The following is a 26,355-nucleotide window of genomic DNA, read 5'->3' on the forward strand; positions in this document are numbered from 1 at the left end:
TTCTGAGCTTGAGCAGCAGCCTCTTTCGTATGATCTTGAACAATTATCAAAAAGAGCGTCTCTCTCATCTCATCTGACCGTATTTATTTAAGAAATTGATTAAAGTGATCTTCGGGAAAATTATAGGTTTTTTCTGTACTCTTATTATCCCATAAAATCGATTCCGTAGAATGTTTTTAATAATCATCTCCCTAAGATTTCTCTCGTTTTATCGAGTATCTCTTCATCCTTCAAGCGAAACTTAAATTCTACACGCCGGGATTTTTCCGCACTATATTCCCCATGATCATTCGTTCGGTAATCCGAAAAAGATTTACTATTAACGGTCAGCTTTTCTTCTAAGTTGTTCTGAATGTGCTTATAAGGAAATGCATCGCTTAATATATAGGAAGCAACACTGTACGCCCGCTCTTGAGCAAGCTCCAAATTGTACAAATACGTTCCGTCACGATCTGTGTGTCCTTCAATAATAATTTCGGCAATATAATCTTCATAACCACTTGCAAACAATGTGTCTAAGTATTTCGGGACAAATTCGTCTAGAAATTGAAATGAAGTTGGCTTTAATTTAGCTTCGTCGTATTCGAATAATATTTCCGTATTAAAAATGATTGCACCTGTTTTTTCATCCACTTCAATCGCCAGGTCAGAAGTACTGAATTCATTTTTCAAATCACTAACAAGCTGTTCACGAACACCCATAATTTGATCAATCGTTCGTTTCATTTCTTCTATTTGCAACGATTTTATAATCATCATCGCAATAAAAATTAAAATAAAACATAATAAAATAACTGTTAACAAGTCGGTAAAAGATGGCCAGAACTGTCCTTCCTCTTGTTCGTTTTTAAAAAGCCTACGATATTTAGAATTCATTTTGACTCAACCTAGCAGTTTGATTTCGCTGTGCGACGTGTTGGCCTGTAACCGATAATTGCCTGTTTAACTGTTGAATCTCCCGACTAAGCTCCTGTAAAATTTGCTGTATGAAACGAAAATTTTCTTTTTGTATATCCCCCGTAATACGGCTTAACTCCCTGAAATCCCTGTTAAGCCCATCGCTCGTTTTTTCTGCTGTTTCATGCATGTTCCTTACGACCCTGTCCAGTTTATCCTCAAGCGTTGAACCTAGGATTGCAACATGCTTCGTAAGTGCATCTGTCAAATGGGCTATCTTTAATTCGATTTGCCTTTCCTGTTCATTTGAAATATGAGCTGTTTTCGAAATAACTGTATTTATTTCATGAAGCAACTCATTATTTTTTAAGCCTATCTGTTCATACGTTCGACTTGCTTCTTGAACCTGCTTATCAAAGCGAATTGAATCGTCGGCATGTGATTTTAAATGATTGTTGAATGTTCGGTTAAACTGCTTCAGCTCCTCAAAACGATCTATTAATAAATGCTTGTATTCTACTTGCGTGTGACTAATCGTCTCCAAAGCCTCCGGTAAACTTCCAATAGCATTTTCCAGCATATCAAAGTCATTGGACAGTTTACTTAAAGTCGAAACAATACCGGCTAACTGTGCGCTTACATTATTTCCAAAAACGTTTTTAAATTCCTTGTTGTGCTGTCCCATAGTGTCAACTAAGCGACTATTCTGTTTGATTATTGACTTAAAAGAAGCTTGGAGATCCGTCTGCTCTTCCACAATAGAATGAATATATTGCTTCAGCTCATCTACCGAAGCTTGAAAATGCTCGAATATACTTTTCTGAGCTTTTGAAGCCTCCTTTATCCGTTCATACATTCCTTCCACTGTTTGCGAAAGCCGCTCATTTCTTCCATCGGCTTTTTTGAAATAAGCAAATAACGTATCGAAGTTTGTATTCAATTTTGTAGTCGCATCGCTAAAGCCATCTGTTATTTGTTTCATATTGTGAAACAGATTTTGAAATTGCTGTAAATTATCTGTAAGTCCATCATTAAAGGCTGCAAGGTCTTTTGCTGACTGTTGCAGACTAGATGTATAGTCTTGGAATCCGGAAAAAGCATTCACTATCGCTTGCAATGATTGCTCATTCGTTTTTTGCAATCTTAAAATTGATTCATTAATCGTTTCTGAAACGTCAATAAGACGATGCATGCTTCCTTCTTCATGCCCTTCCAAAATCGATTCCGCTTTCAACATAATATCTGTGAGTAAGTATTCTGTATTAAATATTTTAAGACAAACGGTCATAATAAGTGAAAGTCCCATTCCAGCAATACTTGTATAAAACGCAACATCAATCCCTGCCAGTACGGCTGAAACGTTTTCTACCAATTGATCTCCTTCTGTATTAATACTGCTTAAAGAGATCGTTAAGCCGATAAACGTCCCCAGTACTCCGATTAAAATAAACATAGATACAGTCATTTGTATTGTCTTAATAAGGCTAACAACCGGAATATTAAACAAACGCCAGCTAGAAAATTGTTCCTGAACAAACGTTTCTGGCTTTACAGCTTCGGTTTGCTGTCTATCATTAAACTGCTTCTCAAATCTATTTAACGGCTCCATGTCCATCTGATTTGTTTCTCTTACATAATTTCTTATGTTTTTCAATTTATTAAACAATGCAATATGAATAAGAAACGTAGCAATAAAAGTAAATAACAAAATAATGAAAATGAATTCAATTATTGGATTCGCTAAAATTAATTCTACTTTTTCTCTGTTAATAAATATTCCTAAAACAGCCTCAACCATGATTGTCCTCCTAATGAAGATGCATTCTAATTTTTTTCAGACAACGCAAGTACATACCTTATACATACGTATTCAGGAGGTGAACAAATCATGTGTTATTGTTAAGAGCAATTATATTTTCTAATACACGTCTTCTATATTTAATTACATATTTGTAAACCGAGAGACTAGTAAGGTCATTCACTCCCCTTAAACCAGTAATTTATCATGCAGGAAATCCAGCTTAATTACAGGTATTTTATTTATTAGTTTGGTAAACTACATACATGTATATAATACGTGGTACGACTTGTTTATGTTTCCTTAGCTTCGTTCCAATGAGCTGTGCAATAAAATTTTAAAAACAGTACTACTACACACATTTATTCAAAATTATCCCGCATAAGAAGGTGGAATTATGGAAGAATTTGCTCTCGTTAGTATTGTTGTTATTTTAGGTCTCGGTATTTTTTCTCAGTGGCTTGCGTGGCGCATCCAATGGCCTTCAATTGTAATTATGTCTATTGCTGGATTATTAATTGGACCTGTCTTAGGCCTTATTAACCCACAGGAGACACTTGGAGATTTGTATAGCCCGCTCATATCGCTTGCAGTTGCAGTTATTTTATTTGAAGGTAGTTCAAGTCTTGATATCCGAGAAATTAAAGGGATTTCAAAATCGGTTTTTCGTATTGTAACCGGTGGTGCTTTTTTAGCGTGGATTCTCGGTTCACTCGCTGCTCACTTTATTGCAGGCCTAAGCTTAGAAGTTTCGTTTATTATTGGTGGGCTTTTCGTCGTTACTGGACCGACAGTTATTATCCCACTATTAAGAAACGCCAAGTTAAAGCCAAGAACGGCAGCTGTTTTGAAATGGGAAGGCATTATCGTTGATCCAGCTGGCCCTTTGCTTGCTCTTTTTGCGTATGAAGTAATTAAAGTATTTACAAACGAGCATCTCGAAATGGATTATTTGTTCAACTTTTTTGGTGGTGCATTGTTAGCCGTCATCTTAGGTTATGTGATCGGCTTAATTATAAGCATAATGGCTGGAAAAGGTCTATTTCCCGAATACTTAAAATCACCGATTATACTTGCTTTTGTCCTGATCTGTTTTACATTGGCAGAAGTTATTATGCATGAAACAGGCATGCTCGCCGTCACTGTAATGGGATTAACGTTAGGTAGAACAAAAAAATATGTTTCGTCCATAGGAAATGTTAGTCATTTTGTGGAAAACGTTTCTGTATTACTAACATCCACTGTATTTATTTTATTAACGGCTTCCTTGCCTAAAGAAACAATTTTGCAAATGTTTACCTTACCTATTATTGGATTTGTAGTAGCAATGTTATTTATTGTTCGTCCGTTATCGATTTGGCTCCCTACCATCGGGACCGAATTAACGAGTGCAGAAAAAACATTAATTGGATGGATAGCACCAAGAGGAATTGTCGCGCTTACAGTTGCAGGATATTTTGCTACTACACTCATGAACGATGGCTATGAAGGAGCCTCGATATTGATCGCATTAACATTTGCACTTGTATTTATTACGGTATGTGCGCACGGCTTTTCGCTTGGACCACTTGCGAAAAAGCTCGGTTTAGCAAATCAGGAATCACCCGGGGTTCTTATTGTTGGTGCAAGTAGTTTCTCTGTAGCGTTGGCAGAGCAACTAAACAAAATGGGAAATCCTGTTCTAATCGCTGACTCTTCGGAAGGACGTTTACACTTTGCTCGAAGTAAAAATATAGAAACATATCATGGGGAAATTTTAGCTGAGCACGCACAATTTGAAACCGATCTTACACCGTATGATACGATTCTTGCGATGACAGGCGACGCATCTTATAATGCGCTCGTTGCCCAATCGTTTGCACCAGAATTCGGCTATAATCATACGTTTTCGTTACCAGCACCAAAACATTATCATACCGATCAGTCCGAGCTGCCTATATCAAAACGAGCTTCTCTATTATTCGATGAACAAGCTGTATTTACAGAATTAAACCGAAAAATTAACACAACATATACGTTAAACCAAGTTGAGATTAACGAAAAAGATACCGTTTTAAAGGATACAATTCCTAATAGCATAACACCACTCTTTATTAGGAAGAAAAATGGAAGCATTGCATTTGTTACATTACGTAAAAAAATGATTTTAAATGAAGGAGATATCCTTATCGTGTTACAGGAACGAGCATAAAACACCGATTAATACGTACATGATGATTTAGTTTTTGCAAATGAAGACGAAGCGAATGCTGCCATACTCGGCTTCATGCGCTTCTCCTTCTTTTGGTGGCTATAACTTAAGTTTTTCTTACTTTTGAATAACGACATGATGTGGAAATGGAATATCAATGTTTGCCTCATCAAATGCTTCTTTAATGCGTTTACGCATATCTCGTTCACATGCCCACTGCATACCATTTTCCGTTTGACCTACTACGCGTAAAACAATATCCGAGGATCCAATACTTTGAACACCAATTGCGTTTGGCCCTTCTTTAAATCGTTCGTCTTCTTGGAATTCAGAACAAATTACTTCAAGTACTTCAATGGCATGGTCAATATCGTTTTCATAGTTTATGCCAATATCCACGAGTGCTCTCATGTTCCCTCGAGAATGGTTCGCAACCCCTTCAATATACCGATTTGGTACGTAGTTAAGCGTCCCGTCGAAGCTTCTAATTTTCGTTGTACGCAAACCTACTTCTTCTACAATTCCATCATAGCCAGCAGTAGTTACATAATCGTCAATTTCAATTTGCTGCTCAAGCAAAATAAAGAATCCCGTTACCATATCACTGACGAGCCCTTGTGCACCGAATGCAATTGCTAAACCAACTATTCCTGCACCTGCAATAATAGGCATAATTTCTACACCTAGCGTCGCGAGAAACATAACAATAAAAATAAATAGCATTACATACGTAAACACATTAGCAAGTAATTTTTCTAACGTTTTCATTCGCCCTTGGGACGATGCTCTTTTTTCGCCTATTTTTCGTATTGTTCTTTCAATAATCTTTCTTCCAATCGGTACGGCAATAACAAACGCAATAATTAAAATACCGATATGCCATAGAACTTCAATAATTTTTGCTAAATCAATTTCAATTCCAAATATCTCCATACAATAGTACCCTCACTTTTTGAATTAGTAATATAATAAAAGGCAAATGATGTGTGTGAATTTAGTCATTTTATTAGCAAATCGGTCTGGCATTACATTTTCAGCTAGCTAATATAATTATTTCCATATAATAACCCATTCGACGTAAACTAGCTATTCGCTAAGCTACAGAGACGATTCAAAATGAGCGTTGTCAGCATTATCTTTAAGCTTACGAGCATAAATTACAATTTCACGAACGTCCTATGTTCTAATGACAACCTATTAAATTCCACACTCTCATTTACCATACCCTATGATCTCCTTGAATAAACGTTACTTTAATAGAATTTAACTTCACGAAGACCATTATTACATTATTCTATTATATAGGATACGTGTTTGAACTATTTTTTCAAATAAATCTGTTTATAGATCGGAGCTTCCTAAATTGATTTTCGGCTGTTCCTTTTCCCACTGGAGCTTTCTCTGAGGGAGTCTCCTATATTCAGCTATATAAACACGAATCACTTAGTAAATCTGCTATAATTACATTTATATGAGTCAATTTCATAATTGTCATTTTTAAAAAATCACAAAAGAACAGAATTTTAAAATCCACTTAAAAATTTAAAGCTAGATTGGCGTCTGCTGTGTTCCATCCGGAACCACTCCGCTTTCCGAATGCAACGCCTCAACTAATCTTAACATTTTTTGCCAAAACTTTTAAAATGGATTTTCGGCTGTTGCTTTTACTGAGGGAGTCTGCGTGGATCCGGATTCCACACAGACGCGTTGGTATTGCTATTCAACCTCTGTTTCTTGGTTGAATGCTGTATGAATTCGTTCACGGCTATACGTCGATGATAGATACTTTCCCAAGCTTTTGATCCCCAAGCTGAAGCTTTATATCTTCGAAGATTTTTGGTGATCTTCACCTTAAATACTTTTTGACAAATGCTTTTAGTACCCAATGGACAATCGATACATTCCTTGGGGCTTATGGAACTTTAGTGCGCAGTTCATTTAAAGGAACTTCTAACTGTTCTTCAATTTTTTTCATAGATTATTATGAATGGTATATAAAATTGTTTAATATGGCCGTTAAGGCTTACTTTAAAGGATGGAAGACAAATGATACAAGATCAAGCCTTTTCAAAAAAGAAGATTTTCCTCACTATTATTCTAACATTTCTAGTCCTGACTAGCTTTCGAGTCGGATGGGTGTATTATCATAAAACCCCTGAACAGCCTTATGCAAAAAATGGTGTAATCGATTTGAGCGACTGGGAGTTTAAAGACAATGAAACGATCGTATTAGATGGAGAGTGGGAATTTTTCCCTCAAACGTTAACGAATAATCACGCTCCTTCTCAAAGGATGGCAAAGATAATAAATGTTCCAGAGGAAAGCATGATGCCAGACCATTCAACAATAAAAACATACGGCTACGGTACATATAAATTAAAAATTCTTCTCCCAGAAAACGTACATTCCTTATACGGTATTCGTTTTAAAAGGGTTACAACCTCTGCTGATATATTCATTAATAATGTACCTATAACTGATTTTAATTCTGTAACGAAAGACCCAGGAAATAAAGTGATAGAAAGGGGGCCATTTTCTGCGACATTTCACCCAAACAGCAGTGAAGTCGAATTAGTCGTTCATGTATCCAACTATGAGATTCCCTTCTTTAGTGGCATAACTAAGTCTGTTCAGTTCGGTACAGAAACCGCTATCCAAAAACAGTCAAGAAGTTCAACTACTTTGCAAATCGTCGTAGGTTTGATCTACATTCTTCATAGCATGTATGCGTTGATCGTTTACTATATTGGTAGAGGAAAATATGAGAAAGAGCTGTTTTACTTCGGATTTATGCTCGCTATTCATGCATTTTCAATTTTAATAGATGATGATGTTGTACTTCAGTTACCAATACATATTGTGACGACTAACAAGCTCTTGCTATTTTTATTTTTAAGTACGTTGTTTACACTTCTTATATTTATTAAACATTTGTTTCATATACACTCTCGTTTCTTCAAGTTTCTTACTTATATGTACTTTTTCTTAGTCATAGCTCAACTCATTGTTCCTTTTCAATATTATCCTTACTTATTAATTCCCGTTATGATTTTTTACCTTTTATCAATTGCTTTTTTGTTTATCCAAACGGTAAAAACAATACGAGGCGGACACCAAGATGCTATTTTCATTTTAATTTTTGTAACGAGCTATACATCAAACATGATTTGGGGGTTCATGATTAATTATCAATTGGTTGAAATCCCTTACTATCCATTTGATTTTATTTTTTCAATTGTAGTAATCGCCTTACTCCTTTTCAAGCATCATATCCGTCTAAATCGGCTAAACGAACAACAAACAAAAGAGCTTCAAGAAGCGGATAAGAAAAAAGATGAGTTTTTAGCTAACACGTCTCATGAATTACGTAATCCGCTCCATGGCATTATTAATATTGCTCGAACGATATTAAATGATAAAGAAGCACGGCTAAGTTCGGTTAATAAGGAAAATTTAACACTTCTCGTTCAAATCGGTGAACGAATGACTTTCACGCTCAACGACATTCTTGATATTACGAGACTAAAAGATAAAGATATTCGTTTGAATAAGGAAAGTGTAAATTTAAGTACCATTATCTCTGGTGTGCTTGATATGATTCAATTCATGACGGAAAAAAAAGCAATAAAAATACATCACAATGTACCTGTAACTTTCCCTAACGTTTTTGCCGATGAAAATCGATTAATCCAAATTGTATTTAATTTAATTCATAACGCTGTTAAATACACGAATGAGGGCACCGTTACGATTCGTGCTGAAGCACAAGACGGCGTAGCAATTATTTATGTTGAAGATACTGGAATTGGTATAAGTGAGGAAACAAAAAAGAAAATCTTTATGCCTTATGAACAGGAGGATGCAAGCATTACAGCTATTGGAGGTGGGATTGGACTTGGACTACATATATGTAAACGATTGGTTGAGCTGCATGGAGGAACGATCTCAGTCGAATCTGATATAAATAAAGGGACTGTTTTTTTCTTTTCAATACCACTTGCAAATAATTTGACTAAAGAGCCAAAAAGCCGATTAAAAGCTTTTGACACTGTCGTACCTATTCATCCAGTTAAACAGGAAAAGCCTATTCGTTCAGTAGAAGATTCGCAACCCACTTCTTCTAGTAGGAACAGTAACTCGAGATTCTCAAAAGTTGCTCAAATTTTGATCGTAGATGATGACCCAATTAACTTAAAAGTCATTCGGTCATTGCTTGAGGGAGAGTATTGTATTCAGACAGCTTTAAACGGCGAAATGGCCTTAGAGCATATTGATAAAAAAAATTTTGATTTAATTATATCCGATGTGATGATGCCTAAACTATCCGGCTATGAGTTAACAAAAATAATACGCAAAAAATTTTCCATAGCGGAGTTGCCGATTTTACTAATTACGGCAAGGAGTCAACAGGAAGATCTAAATGCTGGATTCCTTGCTGGAGCAAATGACTATGTAACTAAGCCAGTAGAAGCAATGGAACTGAAAGCAAGAGTTCGAGCCTTAACTCAATTAAAACAATCGATAGATGAGCAGCTACGAACAGAAGCTGCCTGGCTCCAAGCGCAAATACAACCCCATTTTTTAATGAATACTTTAAATACAATTGCATCATTAGGTGAAATCGATAATTCTAGAATGGTCAAGTTACTAGATGAATTTGGAAATTATTTAAACAAAAGCTTTGCAGTAAATAATACAAAAAGCCTCGTATTATTAAAAGAGGAGCTGGCACTAACACGATCATACTTATATATCGAACAAGAGCGATTTGGCAACAGAATTTATGTCGACTGGAATGTTGATGAGACGCTTACCTTTCGTATTCCGCCGTTATCCATTCAGCCTATCGTCGAAAATGCAGTAAGGCACGGAATACTAAAAAAATTGCATGGCGGAACAGTTACCATTTCGGTAAAAGAGAATGAAATAGACTATGAAGTATCGATTCGTGACAATGGCGTTGGGATGGCGAAAGATAAAATAAATGAATTGCTTCACGGAAACATATATGATAAGAAAGGGATTGGCATTACAAATACAAATCGAAGACTTATACAAATGTACGGAAAAGGGTTACAAATTTCTAGTGTTCCTCAACAAGGTACGACGATGTCCTTTCTCATCCCTAAAAACTAAGTGTTAGCCATAAGGAATGGTTTATATGAGCGGGTACTTCGGCATAATTTAACGAGAAAGTGTATGCTTTATAAGAAAGGATAGGTCGTTTATCATAAGATAAACGACCTATCCTTTTTGGCTCTTTTAAATTACGAACGTAAATGCCTCATCCGTTTATTTATCGGAATCTGTACTTTTTCTTCGTACATACAACACTGTAAAGCCTGCAAGTATCATCATTATTCCACCAAGTATACTATTATAAATCGTTGTGGCGGTTTTAGGTAATTGCGCGCCCGGTGCTTTCGTATCTTCTTCTGTATTTTTCTCTACTGGTTCAGAAGGAATGAATGTATTCGTAATGTCGAAACCATCAATTTCGGTTTCATAACCAGGTACTTCTACTTCCTCAATCGAATAACTGATTTCTTTACCTTCCTCATCATATACGGGTATGTTTGCAAATGAATAGCTCCATCCCATTTGTTCTGTAACCTCCAAACGGTCTACTTGCTTCCCATTTGCATTTAAAATTACAGTAATAAATTTTGGACGATCTACTGCGGTATCGCCTTTCCAAGTCTTTTTACCGTCAATAGATGTCGTATCAAATCGTACGTTTATAAGATCAAAACCATCTATTAATGTTTTGTACCCATCTAGTCCTTCTTCCTCTATCGTATATTCATATACGACACCATTATCATCGTATTTATCTAGACTAGTAAAACTGTACTTCCATTCAGAATCCGCCGTTACTTCTTTTGTATCAATCGCAACCCCATTTTGGAGTAGATTGACTTGGATTTTTTTCGGCCGATCTGCAGAATTATCATCTTTCCATGTTTTTGTACCAGTTACCTCTGTTTCTCCAACTCGAACATTTGTAATATTAAATCCATCAATTACTGTTTTATAGCCGTCTACTGCCGCTTCTTCTATCGTATACTCATAGGCTTTCCCATTTACATCGAATGCTTCTAAGTTAGAAAACGTATGTGTCCAATCATTTGCTGCAGTAATTTGTTCTGTATCAATTTTTTCACCATTTTGTAATAGATAAACAGTGATTGAATCTGGGCGATCTATTGAATTGTCATCTAACCATTCTTTTGTTACTTCTATATGCTTCAAGCGAACATTCATTATGTCAAATTCATTTGCCGTAGCTTTATACCCATCTACTTGCTGCTCCTGAATCGTATACGTATATGGCTCACCTAGCGCATTTGTAAGTAATAAGTCATCAAAACTGTACTGCCAATTATCATCTTCTGTTACATCTTTTGTTTGAATGACTTCCCCATTTTGTAATAAATCTACTTTAATCATTTTCGGTCTGTCTTCCGCGTTGCCATCATTCCATGTTTTACTACCAGTAATAGACGTTCGTTCAATTGCCTTATTTTCTGCAGTTACTTCAACTGTTTCAATTTCCTGCTCGTCAATCGTAAATTGGATTGGTTCACTGCTTAATAAATACCCTGCTGGTGCTTCTTTCTCTACAAACTGGTATGTTCCCGGCTGTAAGTTCTTTTCATAGATGACACCTTGAGCATTCGTCGTAAGCCCCTCTTTAATCGGTTGAAATTCACCGTTAATTTCTTGGTATAGGTCGAACGTAGCCCCAGCTAATTTAGTTGTTTTATCCGCTTCATCTACTTTTGTTAATTTTGTTTCATAAATAATTTTATGATTTTGGATATTTATTTCTTCGTTACTTTTTGTGAATTTAAATGTGTATCCATCCCTATTGGAAACAACGTAGCCGTCTGGCGCCTCTGTTTCCTTAAGGGTATAATCACGGTCATAAAGCAAATTTTTAAACGTAATTTTTCCTTCTGCATCTGTTACTTCTCGTTTAATAAAGTTGTTATCCCCGTCATAAAGCTCAAATGTTGCTCCTTGAAGTGCCGAAGCTTGGTTATCGGCATCAACTTTTGTTACGATAAGTGCTCCTACTTCACCAGTAATTCCCCCTTGTATTTTACTAACGTCAATTGCCCTGCTAAATGGATCTGTGGATGAGACTGACTCTGTTCCTTCTCCATTCAATGTAAAGTTATTTTTAAAGTTCCCTTCTTCTCCAGTTCCTTTGTAAAGAATATAAGAATCATACTCTAACACATACGCTGCTTCAACTGGATTATTAAAAGAGATCGTAAACGTGTCACTACCGTCTTCTCTTTCTGAAAAAGCGACCGTATAATCAATCCCTTCTTCTAATACGTTACTTTCATCTTTCACAATGCTATTCGGATTTGTATTAACCTTCGTACCATACAACATAATGGAATCCTTGCGTAACGATTGATTTTTACTAAGCTCATCATGTAAAACGAGATTGTTTATTTTAGATTGCGCACGATTTATGTCTACGCTCCAATTCACTACTCGTGGGTTATCTTCATTTTGCTCTCCAAATTTATCCGTATAGTTGCCACCTTCATATGGAGAAACGGTAGCAGTTAAATCAAATGGCTCTTTATTCTCAGAATTAACAACAGCCTTATTACCGTAAGATGACTTCACAAGTAAACCGTTTAAATCGGTTTTATATTCAATTAAGTATGGCTCGGTAATATTATTTAAAACTACTTTAAATCCGATCGTTTCACCTTGATCTTCGATTGGTTCAATTGTATACATATTTTCAGCAAGTGCTGCACCTTTTTGCACCCCATTTTTACTACCTGTTAATTCCATTTCATACACTTTTACAGAAGCAAGGTCAAAATTTTGATTTCCTTGGATAACATCTTCTATGACCGTATTGTTCAACGTCTCTTTGTTATAGTTGACCCCAATCTCCCAACTTATTTCTTTTGAGACAGGATTATACGTCCCGTTCTTAAAGCCATTCTGCTTTGAGTATTGATCAGGCCTAAAGGTTGATCCATTTTCCTGTTTCCCTGTTGTTATCGATCCCGGTGAGTGCTCAATATCCCATTCGATGCCTGCAGCATTCGTATGGTTTTGAGAACGATTTTCACCTTGGTCTGTTATTATCGCATCATAATTAAACGTAGTCGTGTAATTAATATGAACGACATCTGTTATCGCATTTAGAAAAACGATGTTGATCTTTCTAGTAGATTCATTATACGTAAGCGTATAGTCGGAACCTTCCGTTACGTTTGTTCCACCATGTGTCACTGTTATCCCATTTTCAATCGTAAATCCGACCGGAAGTGTATCAGTAAATGTCACATTTTCCATTGTTTGTTTATCTTCATTAATTCGTATGTTCCAGCGCACTTTTTTATCTTTATAGTCTACACCGCTATGTGATTTAAAAAAGATTTGCTGAGAAATAGTCGTTTTTGCTTGCTTGCTGTTTCCAAATTCGTCGTTAATTGTGTTGTTAATTTGATAACTATTTTCGGTTTCTCCAGGACGATCGACTGCCTTCGTTTTATACTTAATTTCATATGCATGATCAATCGCATTGTTAAATTCCAATGTAAACCCATTACTTGTTGGATGAACGGTATACTGATTCGGCGCATTGCCTGCGCTCACAAGCTCGCGACTAGCTTCTGCACCTGTTTGCTGATTGATTGTTATTTTATGCACTTCAAAGCTATCATCTATAAGTGCATGGTTCCCCTGTAATACATCGGTTAAAATCGCTTTATTTTCTGGGATGAACCTTTCATCAAAGTTATATTTAACAATCCATTCAACTTCTTGCTTTTCCTTGTTATATGCTCCATTTGTTTTTTCTAACGGTTGTCCACGTTTAACATGTACGGTGGCCTGTGCGTTTAATGGACTAGAAAGCTCATCGGCATGGAGAGCTACATTATTTTTGTACGCATTCCCTGTATCACTCTCATCAATTTTTGTTTTATATTCAATTCGGTATGCTTTGTCAATCGTTCCCAAAGACAAAGGAAAACTTGAACCAAATTGATTGTCAGCTAACGGAGTTGCACTTGCAATTGTTCCATCAATGTTCATTTTCAACTCATAAACCTTGATCGGTTCTGACATATAATGGTGGTTTCCTATTAACGTATCGTGTAACTGAGCATTATTTAATTTTTGTAAATCTTTGTTAAAATCAACTGTCCAAGTAATTTCTTTCGTATTGTAAGGCTGATCTGCATCCGCCTTCTTGCTAATTGACGAGCCTTCCGGAATAAACTTCACCGGATACGTCACTTCTGATCCATCTGATATCGGAAATTTAATCTCTTGTTCGGCGTTTCCATCCGAAAAATGTTGATCAAATTCTGATTCAAGACTTATAAAACCAGAAATTTCAGAGTTTCCTTCAATTTCTTCGTTAAACTCTATTATTATTTCGTTATTGTTATTACTAGTAAATGTTCCGAAGACAGTATTGCCATTGCTTGTTCGTAATTCCGTAGGCTCGGGATTCGGTTGCACTTTAATTTGTTCAGGTATTGTGATTGTATATGTAGACCCATTCGAATACCCATGATTATTAGGCAAAGCAAACTTATATTCTAGTGTAACTTTAAAGTCATTATAGGGACGAACAAGCTCAATTTCTTGCCCCGGCGTTAGCTCCTGTTTCTCCGTTCCATCTTCAAGTCGTTGATAAAGCGTGATATCGGTTATAATATTTTCCGTAATTGCTGTGTTTGCAGAACTAAAACTTGCTTTTTGTGTAGTTGGTACAGATTGTTTGCTCGCAGCGGGCGTAGGTTTCTGCGTGGAATCTGGCTCCGCATTTTGTTCCGATTCTGGCTGATTACTTACATCCGATCCATCTTTCTTTTCTGGTGATTGCTCTTTCTGCTCCGTCTCTCTAGGAGCAACAAGCGCCTCTATAACAAAGCTTCCTGCCTTTTTTTCAATACTTTCTAATTCCTTTTCTACGTGTACCGTTATTGCTCCATCCGTTGTTGCTTGATAAATACCTGCAGATGGATTCTCTTCTGATAAACTACCGTTTTGCTCATGCTGTATCAATAGTTCAGTTGGAATAGTAACTGTATCCTTGTTCACCTGGTTTAGCTCTACTTCAACGATAGACCAATCAACAAGAATATGTACAGTTTCCCCTTCTTTTGTTTCCTTTAAATGGATAGGATTACCTTCTGCGTCTGTTATTGTTGTTCCAGTTATAATTTTATCATCGATGCCTTTAGCTATTGTGTAAGACGGTAATGCAAAGCCGCTCATTATTGTTTGAAAAAACAATAAGCAGATAAACATCACACTTAGTTTCTTGCTCATAAATAAATCCTCCTTCAATTTGCTTACTTATGTTAAAAATTCCATATTGTGGGAATCATTCAATCACCATTGGACAGTATAAAACATACGTCTTAACAAGATATATACAGTTTTTTAAAAAATGGATAAATATACCGATTTATAGGTATTTCAGACTACTAAAAAGCCTGACAAAGACTCAAATTGAAAGTAATAAGAAATTCAAAAAGCCCGAGAAATATTGATTAATCAACATTTCTCGGGCTTTTTGCAAAAATCACAACAGAATTGAAAACAATTTCATTTTTAACTATTTCTCTTAGTTTTAGCCTTCCTATTACGAAAAAAACAAGCAAAAATTCCTGTACTTACAACGACAATAATTATAAAACCAATAACAATCCATCGTTCTATTTTTGTTTGATCACTTTGAATAATTCCATTGGATGAGTCACTATCTACAACATCAACATCCTTAATCACATGAGAAAAAACTTCTCCATTTTGACTTTCAACAACAATATTCGCATCCAAAACATTTGCTTGCACGTATTCTAATAAGTTTTCAGTCAAAAAAGGGACGGTCTGCTTATCATGCATTGGTGAAAATACGACCATTACATTCTTTTTATTCCAAATAGATGGCTGCACCCACGCAATGTTCTTAGATGTTTCATTCACAAAATGAAATGCTGATGCATCTAAGCTATAGTTATCATCTACTTTTATTAGTAAATCATCATAAAAGTCTTTTAAATATGGATGATCTATAACCCCACCGAATATAATAACATTTTTGGATGTAAGCGAATCTTCATTCAAATTGTTATCAAATAGGATTTCAAGTTCATTTATTTTCCCTCCGCGGCCTAACGACTGCGTTAATAAAGAGAGCTGATTAATAAGCTGCTGATCCAATTCCCTTGGCAATACGATTACGGTTTCGTCTAATCCACCCACCGAAGAAAATGGCGATGGCCATGCTTTAAAGCTCGCTTCCGATTGATGATGCTGTATACCGAGCTGCAAATAGCTGTCTTCATGAATAAAAATCCACTTGTCTTCATTTGCCGGCGTACAAAAAGCATCTTCACGTAGTCCATTTGCTTGAAATTGAATCGTTAAAAATCGTTCTTGCTGTAATAAATGTGATTCGATCGGAACCTCTACTTCATAAAACGATTCATTCTGTTTGTCCAAATCGTTTATTGCAATTGAATAAGGTAGTTCATTAATGAAAAGAACAAGTTCAGCATCTTCTACCGTCTCAGCAGTGTATTGCTCGTCATTAAATAATGTTTTGGAAACTTTTAAATTCAAATGCAGCATTGCTTGTTCATTTGATTGAATGTAAGGTGGAATTTCATAAAAATAGCTTTGGGAAATGGATTGTTTTCCAGTTAATGTCTGATCGGTAATACCAATATCTTTAAATGTTTGCTTTGAATTTAATTTTTGTTTAGGAATAGATGGTACTTGTGCAATGGATAGTTCATTTCCTGCAAGCTGATCGCTTAACTGCTTCTCTGTTAACATACGAACCTTGTCAGCTATTATTTGATCATCTGTTGCAGTAACGAATAAAACTTGCTTCATTGCTTTATTCGACTTAACATAATACGTACTTAAAACGATCTCCTTACTCGGTAATGAAAGATTAGCAGTTTCATATATATGTTTAATTAAGCCTGTCCATTGGCCTTCTGCTCCAACAATAATTAAGTGATCAGAAACGACGTTCAATTCGGACTCTTTAACAATCAATTGAGCTGCTTTCCCATTCGTTTGTTCCAGTAAGCTATCAGCTAGCTGCAAGGCAGCGGACAGATTTGCTGCAGAAGGGTTATCTGGAACAACAATTTTACTTTGAATTTCGTTCTCTTGGTTCTTTTGAATAAATGGGTACGGATAATCGTATAATGTGTTTTCTCGATCCAACGCCTCTTGAAAATTTAAAAACAAATAGCTCTCAGGTAAAATCGTTAGCCAATTCGCAGGATTATCTAAGTCTGCACACATTTGTTCGGACAGGTGCCCGTAAAAAGAAACTGTTACTTTATGAAAACCTTGTTCTACCGCATCCCCTGTTAAAGGTATTTCTATATCCATTGCTCTCTTTTTTAAATCCAATGCAGTCGTAAAAACCGGTTCATCATCAATATAAATTGTTACTGTCGAACCTTTTAATAACAGCTCAGAGTATTGTACCTTGACATTTAGTTTACTTTCTTTTTTTATCGCTTGTACGGGTATCTCATAATACAGTTCAGCTTGGTCAACGAGCCCTTCCAATGTTATAGACTCATTTGTTAAAGGAATTACTGAACTTGTATTCTGCTTTTCAGAACCATTTAGAAATTGTTCCGGTAATGAAATGACATTCCCTTCAACCGAAAAGTCCTCTGCATGAGTGGGCTCATTTAGCAGAAATAAAACAATTGCAAGCATGCCGCTTATTGCAAGTCTTGATAATTTAACCATACTTTCCTCACACCTTAAACTTATTTAAACACCAGTTGCACGAGCAAACTTATCGATTAAACCGTTCTGTTTTATACCATTTCACCTCTTGTTTGAACAACACTCGTTTCGTTTCTAAAAATAAAGCATAAACAACTAAGATAATCCATAATTGCGAATAAGATATATACATGAATAATACGATGAAAAAGTTTAGAGCGGTCATTTCTGTTTTTTCTATGCTGAGCGTTATATAGATTTCCGTTACATATAAAGAAAATGCTAATACCCATAAAATAATTGTTACGATTCCGATCGATAAGTTTAAATCAACAAATAAGCTAACGAAAAATATTATGTTTGACAATATAACACCAAAGAAAAAGAGAAAATACGTGAAAAAGAAGTAAAATAAATCAAATACAATAGCTTTTCGCTTCAGCTTAAAAAATTGCAATAAAAACTTTACTACAACATACTGATTTCCTCTTGCCCATCTTGCACGCTGTCGCCACCACACTTTCCACGTCTCTGGCTCCTGCTCCCATGTTATAGCCGCTGGAAAAAAACGAATATAATAACCTAAGTTATAAACGCGTATCGTTAATTCGGTATCTTCTGCAAGTGCTTTTTCATCCCATCCGTCTAGCGTTTCAATAATTGACCGTCGAATTGCAAAATTCGTCCCTGGGATAGTCGTCATTTTAAACCAGTGCCAGCGACCAGCTTGAGCCATCCATTGAAAGCAAATCGTTTCAATATTAATAAAACGTGTTAATAAGGTTGATTTAGCGTTGCTTACGCGAAACTTACCGACAATTGCTCCTGCTTTATCGTCGTTTTTTAATCCCATAGCAAGATAATAGACCGCTTTTCTTTCCGGAGTATTATCTGCATCATAGACGACGATATATTCTCCTGTGGAAGCTTTAAATCCTTGGTTTAAAGCACTTGACTTCCCCTTTCCAGCATGTGGAAAAGTTGTCTCGACTACTTTAATATAAGGAAACTTCGCTGCCATTCTTTCAGCAATTTCACCCGTTTGATCGGTCGAATTATCATTAATGACAATTACTTCTAATTGTTCCTTTGGATACTCTAATCGTGTCATTGCTTTTAATGTTTTTTCTATAACAATTTCTTCATTATGTGCAGGAATTAATATACTCACTTTCGGTAGATCTTTCATACTTTTCTGCCAACCTGGAATAACGAACTCGTACCGTGCAAAATGCAGAAATCCTCCTAACATTAGAAACATGTGATACAACAGCATCGTCCAAATCATAAGTAATGAAAACAAAAATATACCATTAATCAAGATTACGTCGCTCCTTAAATAGCCTTTTCTTCAATTGGATCCGTAAATATAATGTAAAGATAAAGAACAATAGAAGAAAAACACATACAACGATCGTAACAGCCCATAGAATCATCTCTACTGCAGTGAAATGATTTCTTTCAAAAAAAAGATCCCACGGCTTCAATGTATTTTCAACATGCATTTTTCCTAATTCGCTCGACGATAGGTGTACATTGTCCGCTTCTACGTAATTGCTTGTCCTTTTTAAATCAAGCCAGGTCAGATTAGGGATTTGTTCATAGACATCTAATAGCTCTGACAAATATTCTAATCCCAAATATGGGTGATAAAATCCACCTATTACACCATCTCTTACAATCATTGTTTGTTTTAACTTTTTCTCCATGTCCAAAAAAGGCTGAGACAGATCTGGATTAACATAACCTATTGTCTCTGGATATAGTTGCATTCCATTTAGAAAGGAGCCTGACGATATAAATGGAGGGGCGTCCATAATTTCCCAATTATCGTCGCTTAATTGTATTTGGCCAAAAATAGTTGAAAAGTAGTTTCCAACAATGGAATATCCTTGCTGTGACATCGTGTAATGAGGAGCTTCAAAAGCGAGTGGATACAAACGATGCGAAACAAGTTCATAAATTGAATATTCCAAGCGTGCGCTTATATAGTCGTTCTCCTTTTCTTTTAACGGCCGTATATAATTTAAATAGTCTACTTTACTAGGAAATTGACTAGATGGCAATATTTGCTCTATGTCATGTGCTGGATCAGACTGGATAATAAATTGTCCGTTTTCCACATCCCAAAATTCAAACCCTTCACCTGTTTCGCTATCTCGATATTGATGCGTGTAGCCATGTGAAATTACCGTCCCACCTGTTTCCTGCATATAGTGAAGTACTTCAACAAGCTTAGGAGAATCCGTAAAATGAACTCTATCACCAGTTCCAGGTGTTATGTATACCGGAATTACTACTAGAATATAAGGAATATTTCGTTTGTTTAAATACTTGCCTATCTCTAGCAATCGATCAGGATCGGACATTGGATGAATGTCCTCCAACCGAAGATATGCTACATGCACATCCGTATGATCGTTAGGCAACATGTCGTGAAGTGCTTCTGCTAAAATATTTATTACTTCTCTATCTGTCAAATCAACAGTTATTATGAAATCCGACCCTTTTTGCACGAGCAACGGAAAAGTTTGCGTGTCTTTATATCCATACAACATCACTTGTCCTTCACTTGTAGTTGATATTTCCTTCATTTTTAATGGATTGCTTAAAAATGTTCGATTATTTGTGCCTAATTTTTCCTGAACTCCATTTATATACACTTCACTATTTTGTTGAAAAAGATCGTGTTTAATAAGCTGTTCTATATTTTCCCCCATAAAAATAGTTGGTTTAGATCGTACCTTTTGAAACAGGGAGCGCACCGATCCGTCAACCGTTTTTTTATCCTCACCATAATAAAAAATATGTGTAGCCGTTTCAAGCTCATGTGCAGAAATGTCTGCATCGGAGACAATTTTTACATTTGCTGTAAAATGATGCAGCAGCATATCCAATTTTTTTATTTGTTCACTTTCTACATTTTTGTCATTTGAGTATATTAGTAAAAGATGAATTTCATTGTTTTGCAAATCCTCTAATAAAGGAGCAGCATGTATTTTTTTCGCAGTAAAACAATACAGTAAGGTGAATGTAACTAAGGCTAGAAGTATTTTATGATACATGTTCTTCCACCTGCTCCATTGCTAAATCATAGAGCTCATTATGATTTTTAATATCGGCTGAAAATCCAACTACACCATACGTAAGTTGTAGCGTAATAAATTTTTTGTTTTGTAATTGATAGACTTGTAGCGTATTATTCAGCTTATTTATTACGAGTTGTGCATCGTCAACCGGTGTATCTGTTAGCAGCAAAGCAAACGTGTCTTTTTCCGGTCGATACTTATGATCGCTTGCCCTTACGCTTTTATAAAGGCTTTGAGAAAAGTATTGGAGCAGATTAGATAATTCCTGATCTCCATATAATTTTCCAAATTGTTCCATATGATTAATTTTAATTAGTATAAGTGTAAACGTATGTCCATATCGTTTCGAGCGATTAAATTCCAACTCTAATTCAACGAGCATTCGTTCTTTATTATCAAATCCAGTAATCGGGTCGATTGCTACAAGTGTTCTAATTTGTTCACGTAATTCGTTATTTTCATTAATTGTTGTTTTAATTTCTGAAGACAACTGACCGGCAGCGAGGGATAACAACAAAAGAATAATCATCCAAGCTAATATGAGTACATACGGTATAGAAACTACAAATAAATTACCATCACTAAAGCTCACCCAAAAAAATCCACTTCCTATCAAAAAGAACAGTACTAAAGTTAAGCCAAGTGATGCTAAAACAGTCCCCATAACACCGATAATACTAACTAACATTGCTAAAACAAACAAAATTAACCCGATTGAATCATATGGAAGAAAGAATATACTTACTACTAAATTTAGGAGTAATACAACAACTGTTAAAAATAAAATGCGACTTCTTTTATTCAATAACTTGTTCATCTAACAGTTTCCTCTCTGCAAGTAGAGCGAGTAAATTATCAAATGAATGCGTTGAATTTGACGAAAGATACCCACCATAATAAGTTGCATCTTCCTTATCTGTCCGGTGACGAATCATCTGTTTATATACATCTTTGGCAAACGTATATTCTTCTCTTTCTAAACTATAAAGAATCGTTAGGGCATAGACAGCAACAGACTCATATTCGACTGCATTCTTTTTTGTACTACCATCATATCTTCCATATAAATGATCTTCTTTATAAAAGGTTTCCTTTAGCCACGCATAGAAAGACTCTGTATTAATATCAAATCGTTCCATATGCATTGCAACATAGAGCTGATCAATCAAATTGATTGTATCGTCAAATTCAAAAGAATCATCAGATATGCGATAAGATTTCGGATAAAAACCATTTTTTAAAGGAACGTTTTGCATGAACTGTTTTAGAAAAACCAGATCTTTCTTTGAAAACTTACTGTATTTGACCAAATATTGAAATGCCGTTGGACTAACATAGGATAACGTTAATTTACTATCCCTTTCTTTATACTGAACATCAAAAAAGTCAACAAAATGTGCTTCAATTCTATTGTTTTTTAAAACACCATTCGCTATTCTTTTAGCAGTTGTAATGTATTCTTCTTTGTTTCTACGTTCCCCTTCTCGAAATAAAGCTTCCATAATTCGAAGGTCATCAATAAGCGCATTTGTTGTAGCGGACTTACCGTTTTCGATCTTCCACATGACTACATTTTCTTTCGTTAAAAAGAGCTCTTCAATGGTTTGATAAGCTTTATCAAATAGTTTCGTATCTTCTTTCTCTGCTAGGTATTCCATCCATAAGCCTATCGACTCAGATAGGGCGACAGCACTTCTTGAATGTTGCGGCAAATCGGTTCGGATCGTACCATCCTTATGCAGTAGATTATTAATAATAAATTGCTCCGTTGGAAGCGTAGCTTTTTTATTTTGTTGAACTTTTTGCCGCTCACTGTTGCTGTTCGTCTTCGAGGGAACTACAAAAAGCCATATACAAGCTCCTATTAACCCAATCACTAATAGTACAATTACGAATCGTTTCATGATTCACCTCAATCGATATCAATTAAATTATAGTTGCTCCATCTATACAAGTTCTATACGTACCTGAGTAAAATAGTAGTTCTCTTATTAATCGGTATATTTTAGTATGATTAAAGCTATTTGTCTTACACTTTTTAAAATAGCAACCAAAGTTGTGATCCCCATATACTATCATAGGTATATTTTAATTCACACTTTAACTTTTATCCCTCCCATTGAGGTTTTTTCTATCCCTATTTGCACTTATTCAAGCAAGCTCTCTATAAGAATAGCAATATATTTAAATTTTTAATATTTAAACCGATAATAATAAGCAGCCGACGAATTATTATGATACGCTTTCTTATAATAAAGAATTTTGACAAAGGGGAATATGTATGAAGGCTATTCTTATTGATGACGAACAACTTGCACTTGATTTTTTAGAACGACAAATAAAAAAAATTAGTACATTGCATATAAAAGCAAAGCTTCTTTATTTTGATATGAATGAGCATAAAAATCTTTTATATAAGGTAGATGTTGTTTTTTTGGATATTGAAATGCCTGAAATTAACGGAATCGAGCTCGCAGAGATGATGCTTGAAGAGAATCCGGGATTATCAATAATTTTTGTTACTGCCTATAACGACTATGCGCTCAAAGCATTTGAATTAAACGCGCTAGATTATGTATTAAAGCCTGTTCGACTAGAACGATTGCAAGCAACGATAGAGCGGATTGAAAATCGTTCTAATTATTTATTCTCTCAAACTATTAAAAGGGATCAACCATTAAGAGTTAATGTATGCAAAGAGCTTACGTTTCAACTAGAAAATAATGAACGGTTGCAAATAAAATGGCGAACCGCTAAAGCAAGAGAATTATTTCTTTTTTTATTACATCATGAAGGGAAAACAAAGCATAAATCAGAATTAATTGAATTACTGTGGGAGGATTTCGACCAAGAAAAGGCGTATTCTCAATTGTATACAGCGATATATCACATTCGCAAAACACTTCGACCGTACACAAATTACTTCACGTTAAAAAACACATTAGAGGGCTATCACCTAACTACTACAAATGTTTTTATAGATATATATGAGTGGGAAAAACAGATAAAAGAGGCTGAAAAGATCCAAACCGACAGTCTCGATGCGTATGAAGAAATTATGGAGTTATATACTGGTTCCTATTTACAAGATTATAACTACTTATGGGCAGAAGCGGAACGATTTCGTCTAGAACAGATATGGCTTTCACACGCACATAATATCGCATCTTTTTATAAAAAATGGAAATATCCAGAGAAAGCAGAAGCATGGTATGTACGAATATGTACGCTTCGACCAGAAGATGAAGAGGCGCATTTTTACTTAATGCAATTGTATGCTTCTATGGGATATGGCATTCTTGTAAGACATCAATACAAACAGTTACAAAATGCCATCGATGAGTTTCATATTAGCATCAGTCCTCATATACAACAGTGGTACAAGAAATGGAGTCGAGAAGAAGTACCAAATTATACGGTATAACCGTAAATTATATTTAGTTTGTCACGTCGTAAAAAAATGGTGTTCGCAAATTCGGTTCGTTCCTTGACTTATTTACCGATGGAGTATCCGCCGAAGTCCACTACCTACGTTTACAGGCGTAGGTAGTAAGCTGAAGCATAACTTGTGGGAAACGAAATAAATCCGACCGACATACTTGCCTGTTTTCAGAGAGGATCCCGATCAAAAGGCCTTCCCCCTGATCTGATAGCCGTTAATCAACTTTGGTTTCAGCCAATGCCATCCGACGCATTAAATTGAATATACATTTAATTTTCCTATACGCACTCGAATAAATCAGATCTTACACGCAAAACGTACTCATTCTATAATAAATAGCCCTTTTTTTGAATAATCTCTTAACTCTTCCAATAAATACTTTAAATGAACCTCAATCAATTGTAGTTGAACCCCGTAATTATGCCCCGTCTTCACTTGTTTATGCCATATTAATTTACCTGGTAGCTTTAATTCCCTTTCATTAAGTGTAAACGTAATTGTTAGATAGGTCATCCGTTCGTTCGCCTTAGGGATAAACAATTTAGAATAGAGTTTTAATCCTTCCAGACTAATATCGAGCAGCTTTGCTTCACCATTTGCAAGTGCTACTCTTTTATTGTTTATGAACTCAATAGAAAAAAGTGCAGAAACTGGTTCTATAAACGTATAGCGAAATAAATCGTTTCTTCTGTATTTCAATTCAATGCTCCTAACTAATAAAAGCTGTCAAAATACAATCAATGATATAGTTTCATATGTTACAAAATAAAGTTCGAATCACACTCACTATGATATTATACGAGACTCTTATTAGACTGCCAATTGAAATACGTTTCATGTTTTAGTTACGTAATTGTGGGTGGATATTCAATCATGGAAAATACGTGATACAACACGCAAAAAAATATGCAAAAGACTAGTGGCATTCGTTTATACGGTTTGACTTTTTATACATATTTTATACTACAATACTTTTTATGCATATAAATCCATAGCTAAGAGAGGGGGATTTTTCATGTCTGGTTATGGTGGCTATTCTAACGGTAGTGAATTTGCGTTAATTGTCGTATTGTTTATTCTGCTAATAATTGTAGGGGTAAGTTTTGTAAAATATTAATCTCCATTTCCAATCCGATTGCGACTTGGTTCTATACTGAATTAGAACCGAGTCGTATTTTGCTGTTTAGAACAGTATATTGAGGAGAAGATGTACTACAATTTGAATCCTATTAAGCTCCTAATTATTAATGCGAATATTATAGTTATAACATGGGCTTTCTAGAGTAAGTCTAAGAGGATGAGGCTGTTTATCACTTCGTCCCCCTAACCCTACCAAAGCATTAGTAAGATGCTTTTTCAAGGTATGTTCAAATCTAAAAAACAAGTATGAGTAAAATGGTTGTGGGGGAACAGATGCACGAATCTAACTAGATAATATGTGATCAATTTTACTTCGAACGATATACACATGAATAACACCGTTGATTTTCACTGCAGGTGGATGCTTTCCGCGGGCACGGCTTCAGCCTCCTCGGAAAGCGTAGTGTATATCTACTGTGGTCGGTAGGAATCAATACTAAAATTAACGAATACAAAGAGAGGTTTTTTAACTTCTTAAAATAACACCCACAAATACGTGACTCAATCAAAAAACAAATACATATTGACATATCTTCCTGAATTATATATAGTATTACTTGTCGATACATTTGATTCCGTAGCTCAGCTGGGAGAGCGCTACCTTGACAGGGTAGAGGTCGTTGGTTCGAGCCCAATCGGAATCATACCCTTAAACCCTTGGCACATATGGTGTTGAGGGTTTTTTATTTTTTAAATAATAATAGAAAAATATATATGTGTACCGTAAATGTACCCAAAAGTTTCGACCGCCTTAAAAAAGTGGTCTTTTTTTCGTGGAAAAAATACATAAAAACTTCTTCATATCTATTGAAATACACCTTATAAGGTGTTATAATGTAATTAACAAGTCAAAGGGGGGGTCAAAATGGAAAGTCTTACAAAAGTAATAGAAGCGATAGCCGCAGTTATCACAGCAATCGCTTCACTAATTACAGCTCTTGTCGCCTACAAGATATCTAAGAAAGATAAAAAATAGGCAACAAAACAGTAAGGAGCCACCACTCCTTACTGTTACTATAACAGTACAGAA

General features: G+C 35.5%; 14 protein-coding genes, 1 tRNA gene and 1 pseudogene. 5 read left to right on the forward strand and 11 right to left on the reverse strand.

Translation table 11 applies throughout. The features are described from left to right. Positions 1 to 183 precede the first annotated feature (183 nt). Positions 184 to 876, reverse strand: coding sequence for an OmpA family protein (locus ACLIBH_RS09905; RefSeq protein ID WP_439316550.1), 693 nt, complete (start codon positions 874 to 876; stop codon positions 184 to 186). Further along, positions 866 to 2,695 carry a MotA/TolQ/ExbB proton channel family protein gene (locus ACLIBH_RS09910; RefSeq protein WP_439316551.1) on the reverse strand — a complete coding sequence of 610 codons (1,830 nt, stop codon included), beginning with the start codon at positions 2,693 to 2,695 and terminating at the stop codon, positions 866 to 868. Before ACLIBH_RS09910 ends, ACLIBH_RS09905 begins: the two co-directional genes overlap by 11 nt. A gap of 397 nt (positions 2,696 to 3,092) precedes the next feature. Between ACLIBH_RS09910 and ACLIBH_RS09915 the strand changes: the two genes are divergently transcribed. Continuing rightward, entirely contained in the window at positions 3,093 to 4,886 is a 1,794-nt protein-coding gene (locus ACLIBH_RS09915; protein WP_439316552.1) for a cation:proton antiporter, read from the forward strand. A 117-nt stretch (positions 4,887 to 5,003) separates the two neighbouring features. On the opposite strand, the gene ACLIBH_RS09920 is transcribed toward ACLIBH_RS09915, so the two are convergent. Both ACLIBH_RS09920 and ACLIBH_RS09925 read right to left on the reverse strand, forming a co-directional pair. Beyond that, a complete protein-coding gene (locus ACLIBH_RS09920) occupies positions 5,004 to 5,819 on the reverse strand; it encodes a mechanosensitive ion channel family protein (protein WP_439316553.1) in 816 nt (271 codons plus the stop codon). An 827-nt stretch (positions 5,820 to 6,646) separates the two neighbouring features. Further along, positions 6,647 to 6,796, reverse strand: a pseudogene (locus ACLIBH_RS09925) (IS5/IS1182 family transposase); the annotation flags it as partial. Between the two features lie 136 nt (positions 6,797 to 6,932). Here ACLIBH_RS09925 and ACLIBH_RS09930 point away from each other — a divergent pair. After that, positions 6,933 to 10,022, forward strand: a complete 3,090-nt coding sequence (locus tag ACLIBH_RS09930; protein ID WP_439316554.1) for a hybrid sensor histidine kinase/response regulator — start codon at positions 6,933 to 6,935, stop codon at positions 10,020 to 10,022. A 156-nt stretch (positions 10,023 to 10,178) separates the two neighbouring features. Here ACLIBH_RS09930 and ACLIBH_RS09935 read toward each other — a convergent pair whose 3' ends face one another. The 6 genes from ACLIBH_RS09935 to ACLIBH_RS09960 form a co-directional block, all read right to left on the reverse strand. Further along, entirely contained in the window at positions 10,179 to 15,215 is a 5,037-nt protein-coding gene (locus ACLIBH_RS09935; RefSeq protein ID WP_439316555.1) for a Cna B-type domain-containing protein, read from the reverse strand. A gap of 285 nt (positions 15,216 to 15,500) precedes the next feature. Then, a complete protein-coding gene (locus ACLIBH_RS09940; RefSeq protein WP_439316556.1) occupies positions 15,501 to 17,675 on the reverse strand; it encodes a cellulose biosynthesis cyclic di-GMP-binding regulatory protein BcsB in 2,175 nt (724 codons plus the stop codon). A 49-nt stretch (positions 17,676 to 17,724) separates the two neighbouring features. After that, positions 17,725 to 18,942 (reverse strand): glycosyltransferase family 2 protein, encoded by a 1,218-nt coding sequence (locus tag ACLIBH_RS09945; RefSeq protein ID WP_439316566.1) that lies wholly within the window; start codon positions 18,940 to 18,942, stop codon positions 17,725 to 17,727. Between the two features lie 25 nt (positions 18,943 to 18,967). Next, positions 18,968 to 20,719 (reverse strand): DUF2334 domain-containing protein, encoded by a 1,752-nt coding sequence (locus ACLIBH_RS09950; protein WP_439316557.1) that lies wholly within the window; start codon positions 20,717 to 20,719, stop codon positions 18,968 to 18,970. After that, positions 20,709 to 21,560: a GGDEF domain-containing protein gene (locus ACLIBH_RS09955; protein ID WP_439316558.1), complete on the reverse strand. Its 852-nt coding sequence runs from the start codon at positions 21,558 to 21,560 to the stop codon at positions 20,709 to 20,711. The genes ACLIBH_RS09950 and ACLIBH_RS09955 overlap by 11 nt, the downstream gene beginning before the upstream one ends. Continuing rightward, on the reverse strand, positions 21,541 to 22,647 hold the full coding sequence (locus ACLIBH_RS09960; protein ID WP_439316559.1) for a lipoprotein YdaJ: 1,107 nt from the start codon (positions 22,645 to 22,647) through the stop codon (positions 21,541 to 21,543). The genes ACLIBH_RS09955 and ACLIBH_RS09960 overlap by 20 nt, the downstream gene beginning before the upstream one ends. Before the next feature lie 377 nt (positions 22,648 to 23,024). On the opposite strand from ACLIBH_RS09960, the gene ACLIBH_RS09965 reads away from it, so the two are divergent. Continuing rightward, positions 23,025 to 24,167, forward strand: a complete 1,143-nt coding sequence (locus ACLIBH_RS09965; RefSeq protein ID WP_439316561.1) for a response regulator — start codon at positions 23,025 to 23,027, stop codon at positions 24,165 to 24,167. A 339-nt stretch (positions 24,168 to 24,506) separates the two neighbouring features. On the opposite strand, the gene ACLIBH_RS09970 is transcribed toward ACLIBH_RS09965, so the two are convergent. Then, entirely contained in the window at positions 24,507 to 24,884 is a 378-nt protein-coding gene (locus tag ACLIBH_RS09970; RefSeq protein ID WP_439316562.1) for a PilZ domain-containing protein, read from the reverse strand. Positions 24,885 to 25,200: 316 nt separating this feature from the next. Between ACLIBH_RS09970 and ACLIBH_RS09975 the strand changes: the two genes are divergently transcribed. Together ACLIBH_RS09975 and ACLIBH_RS09980 are read left to right on the forward strand one after the other, a co-directional pair. Beyond that, positions 25,201 to 25,302: a YjcZ family sporulation protein gene (locus tag ACLIBH_RS09975; protein ID WP_439316564.1), complete on the forward strand. Its 102-nt coding sequence runs from the start codon at positions 25,201 to 25,203 to the stop codon at positions 25,300 to 25,302. Between the two features lie 594 nt (positions 25,303 to 25,896). Beyond that, positions 25,897 to 25,969: transfer RNA gene (locus ACLIBH_RS09980), tRNA-Val, on the forward strand. Positions 25,970 to 26,355 lie beyond the last annotated feature (386 nt).

Source organism: Virgibacillus sp. W0430 (assembly GCF_051846935.1).
In the GTDB taxonomy this organism is placed as follows: Bacteria; Bacillota; Bacilli; order Bacillales; family Amphibacillaceae; genus JBPYCR01.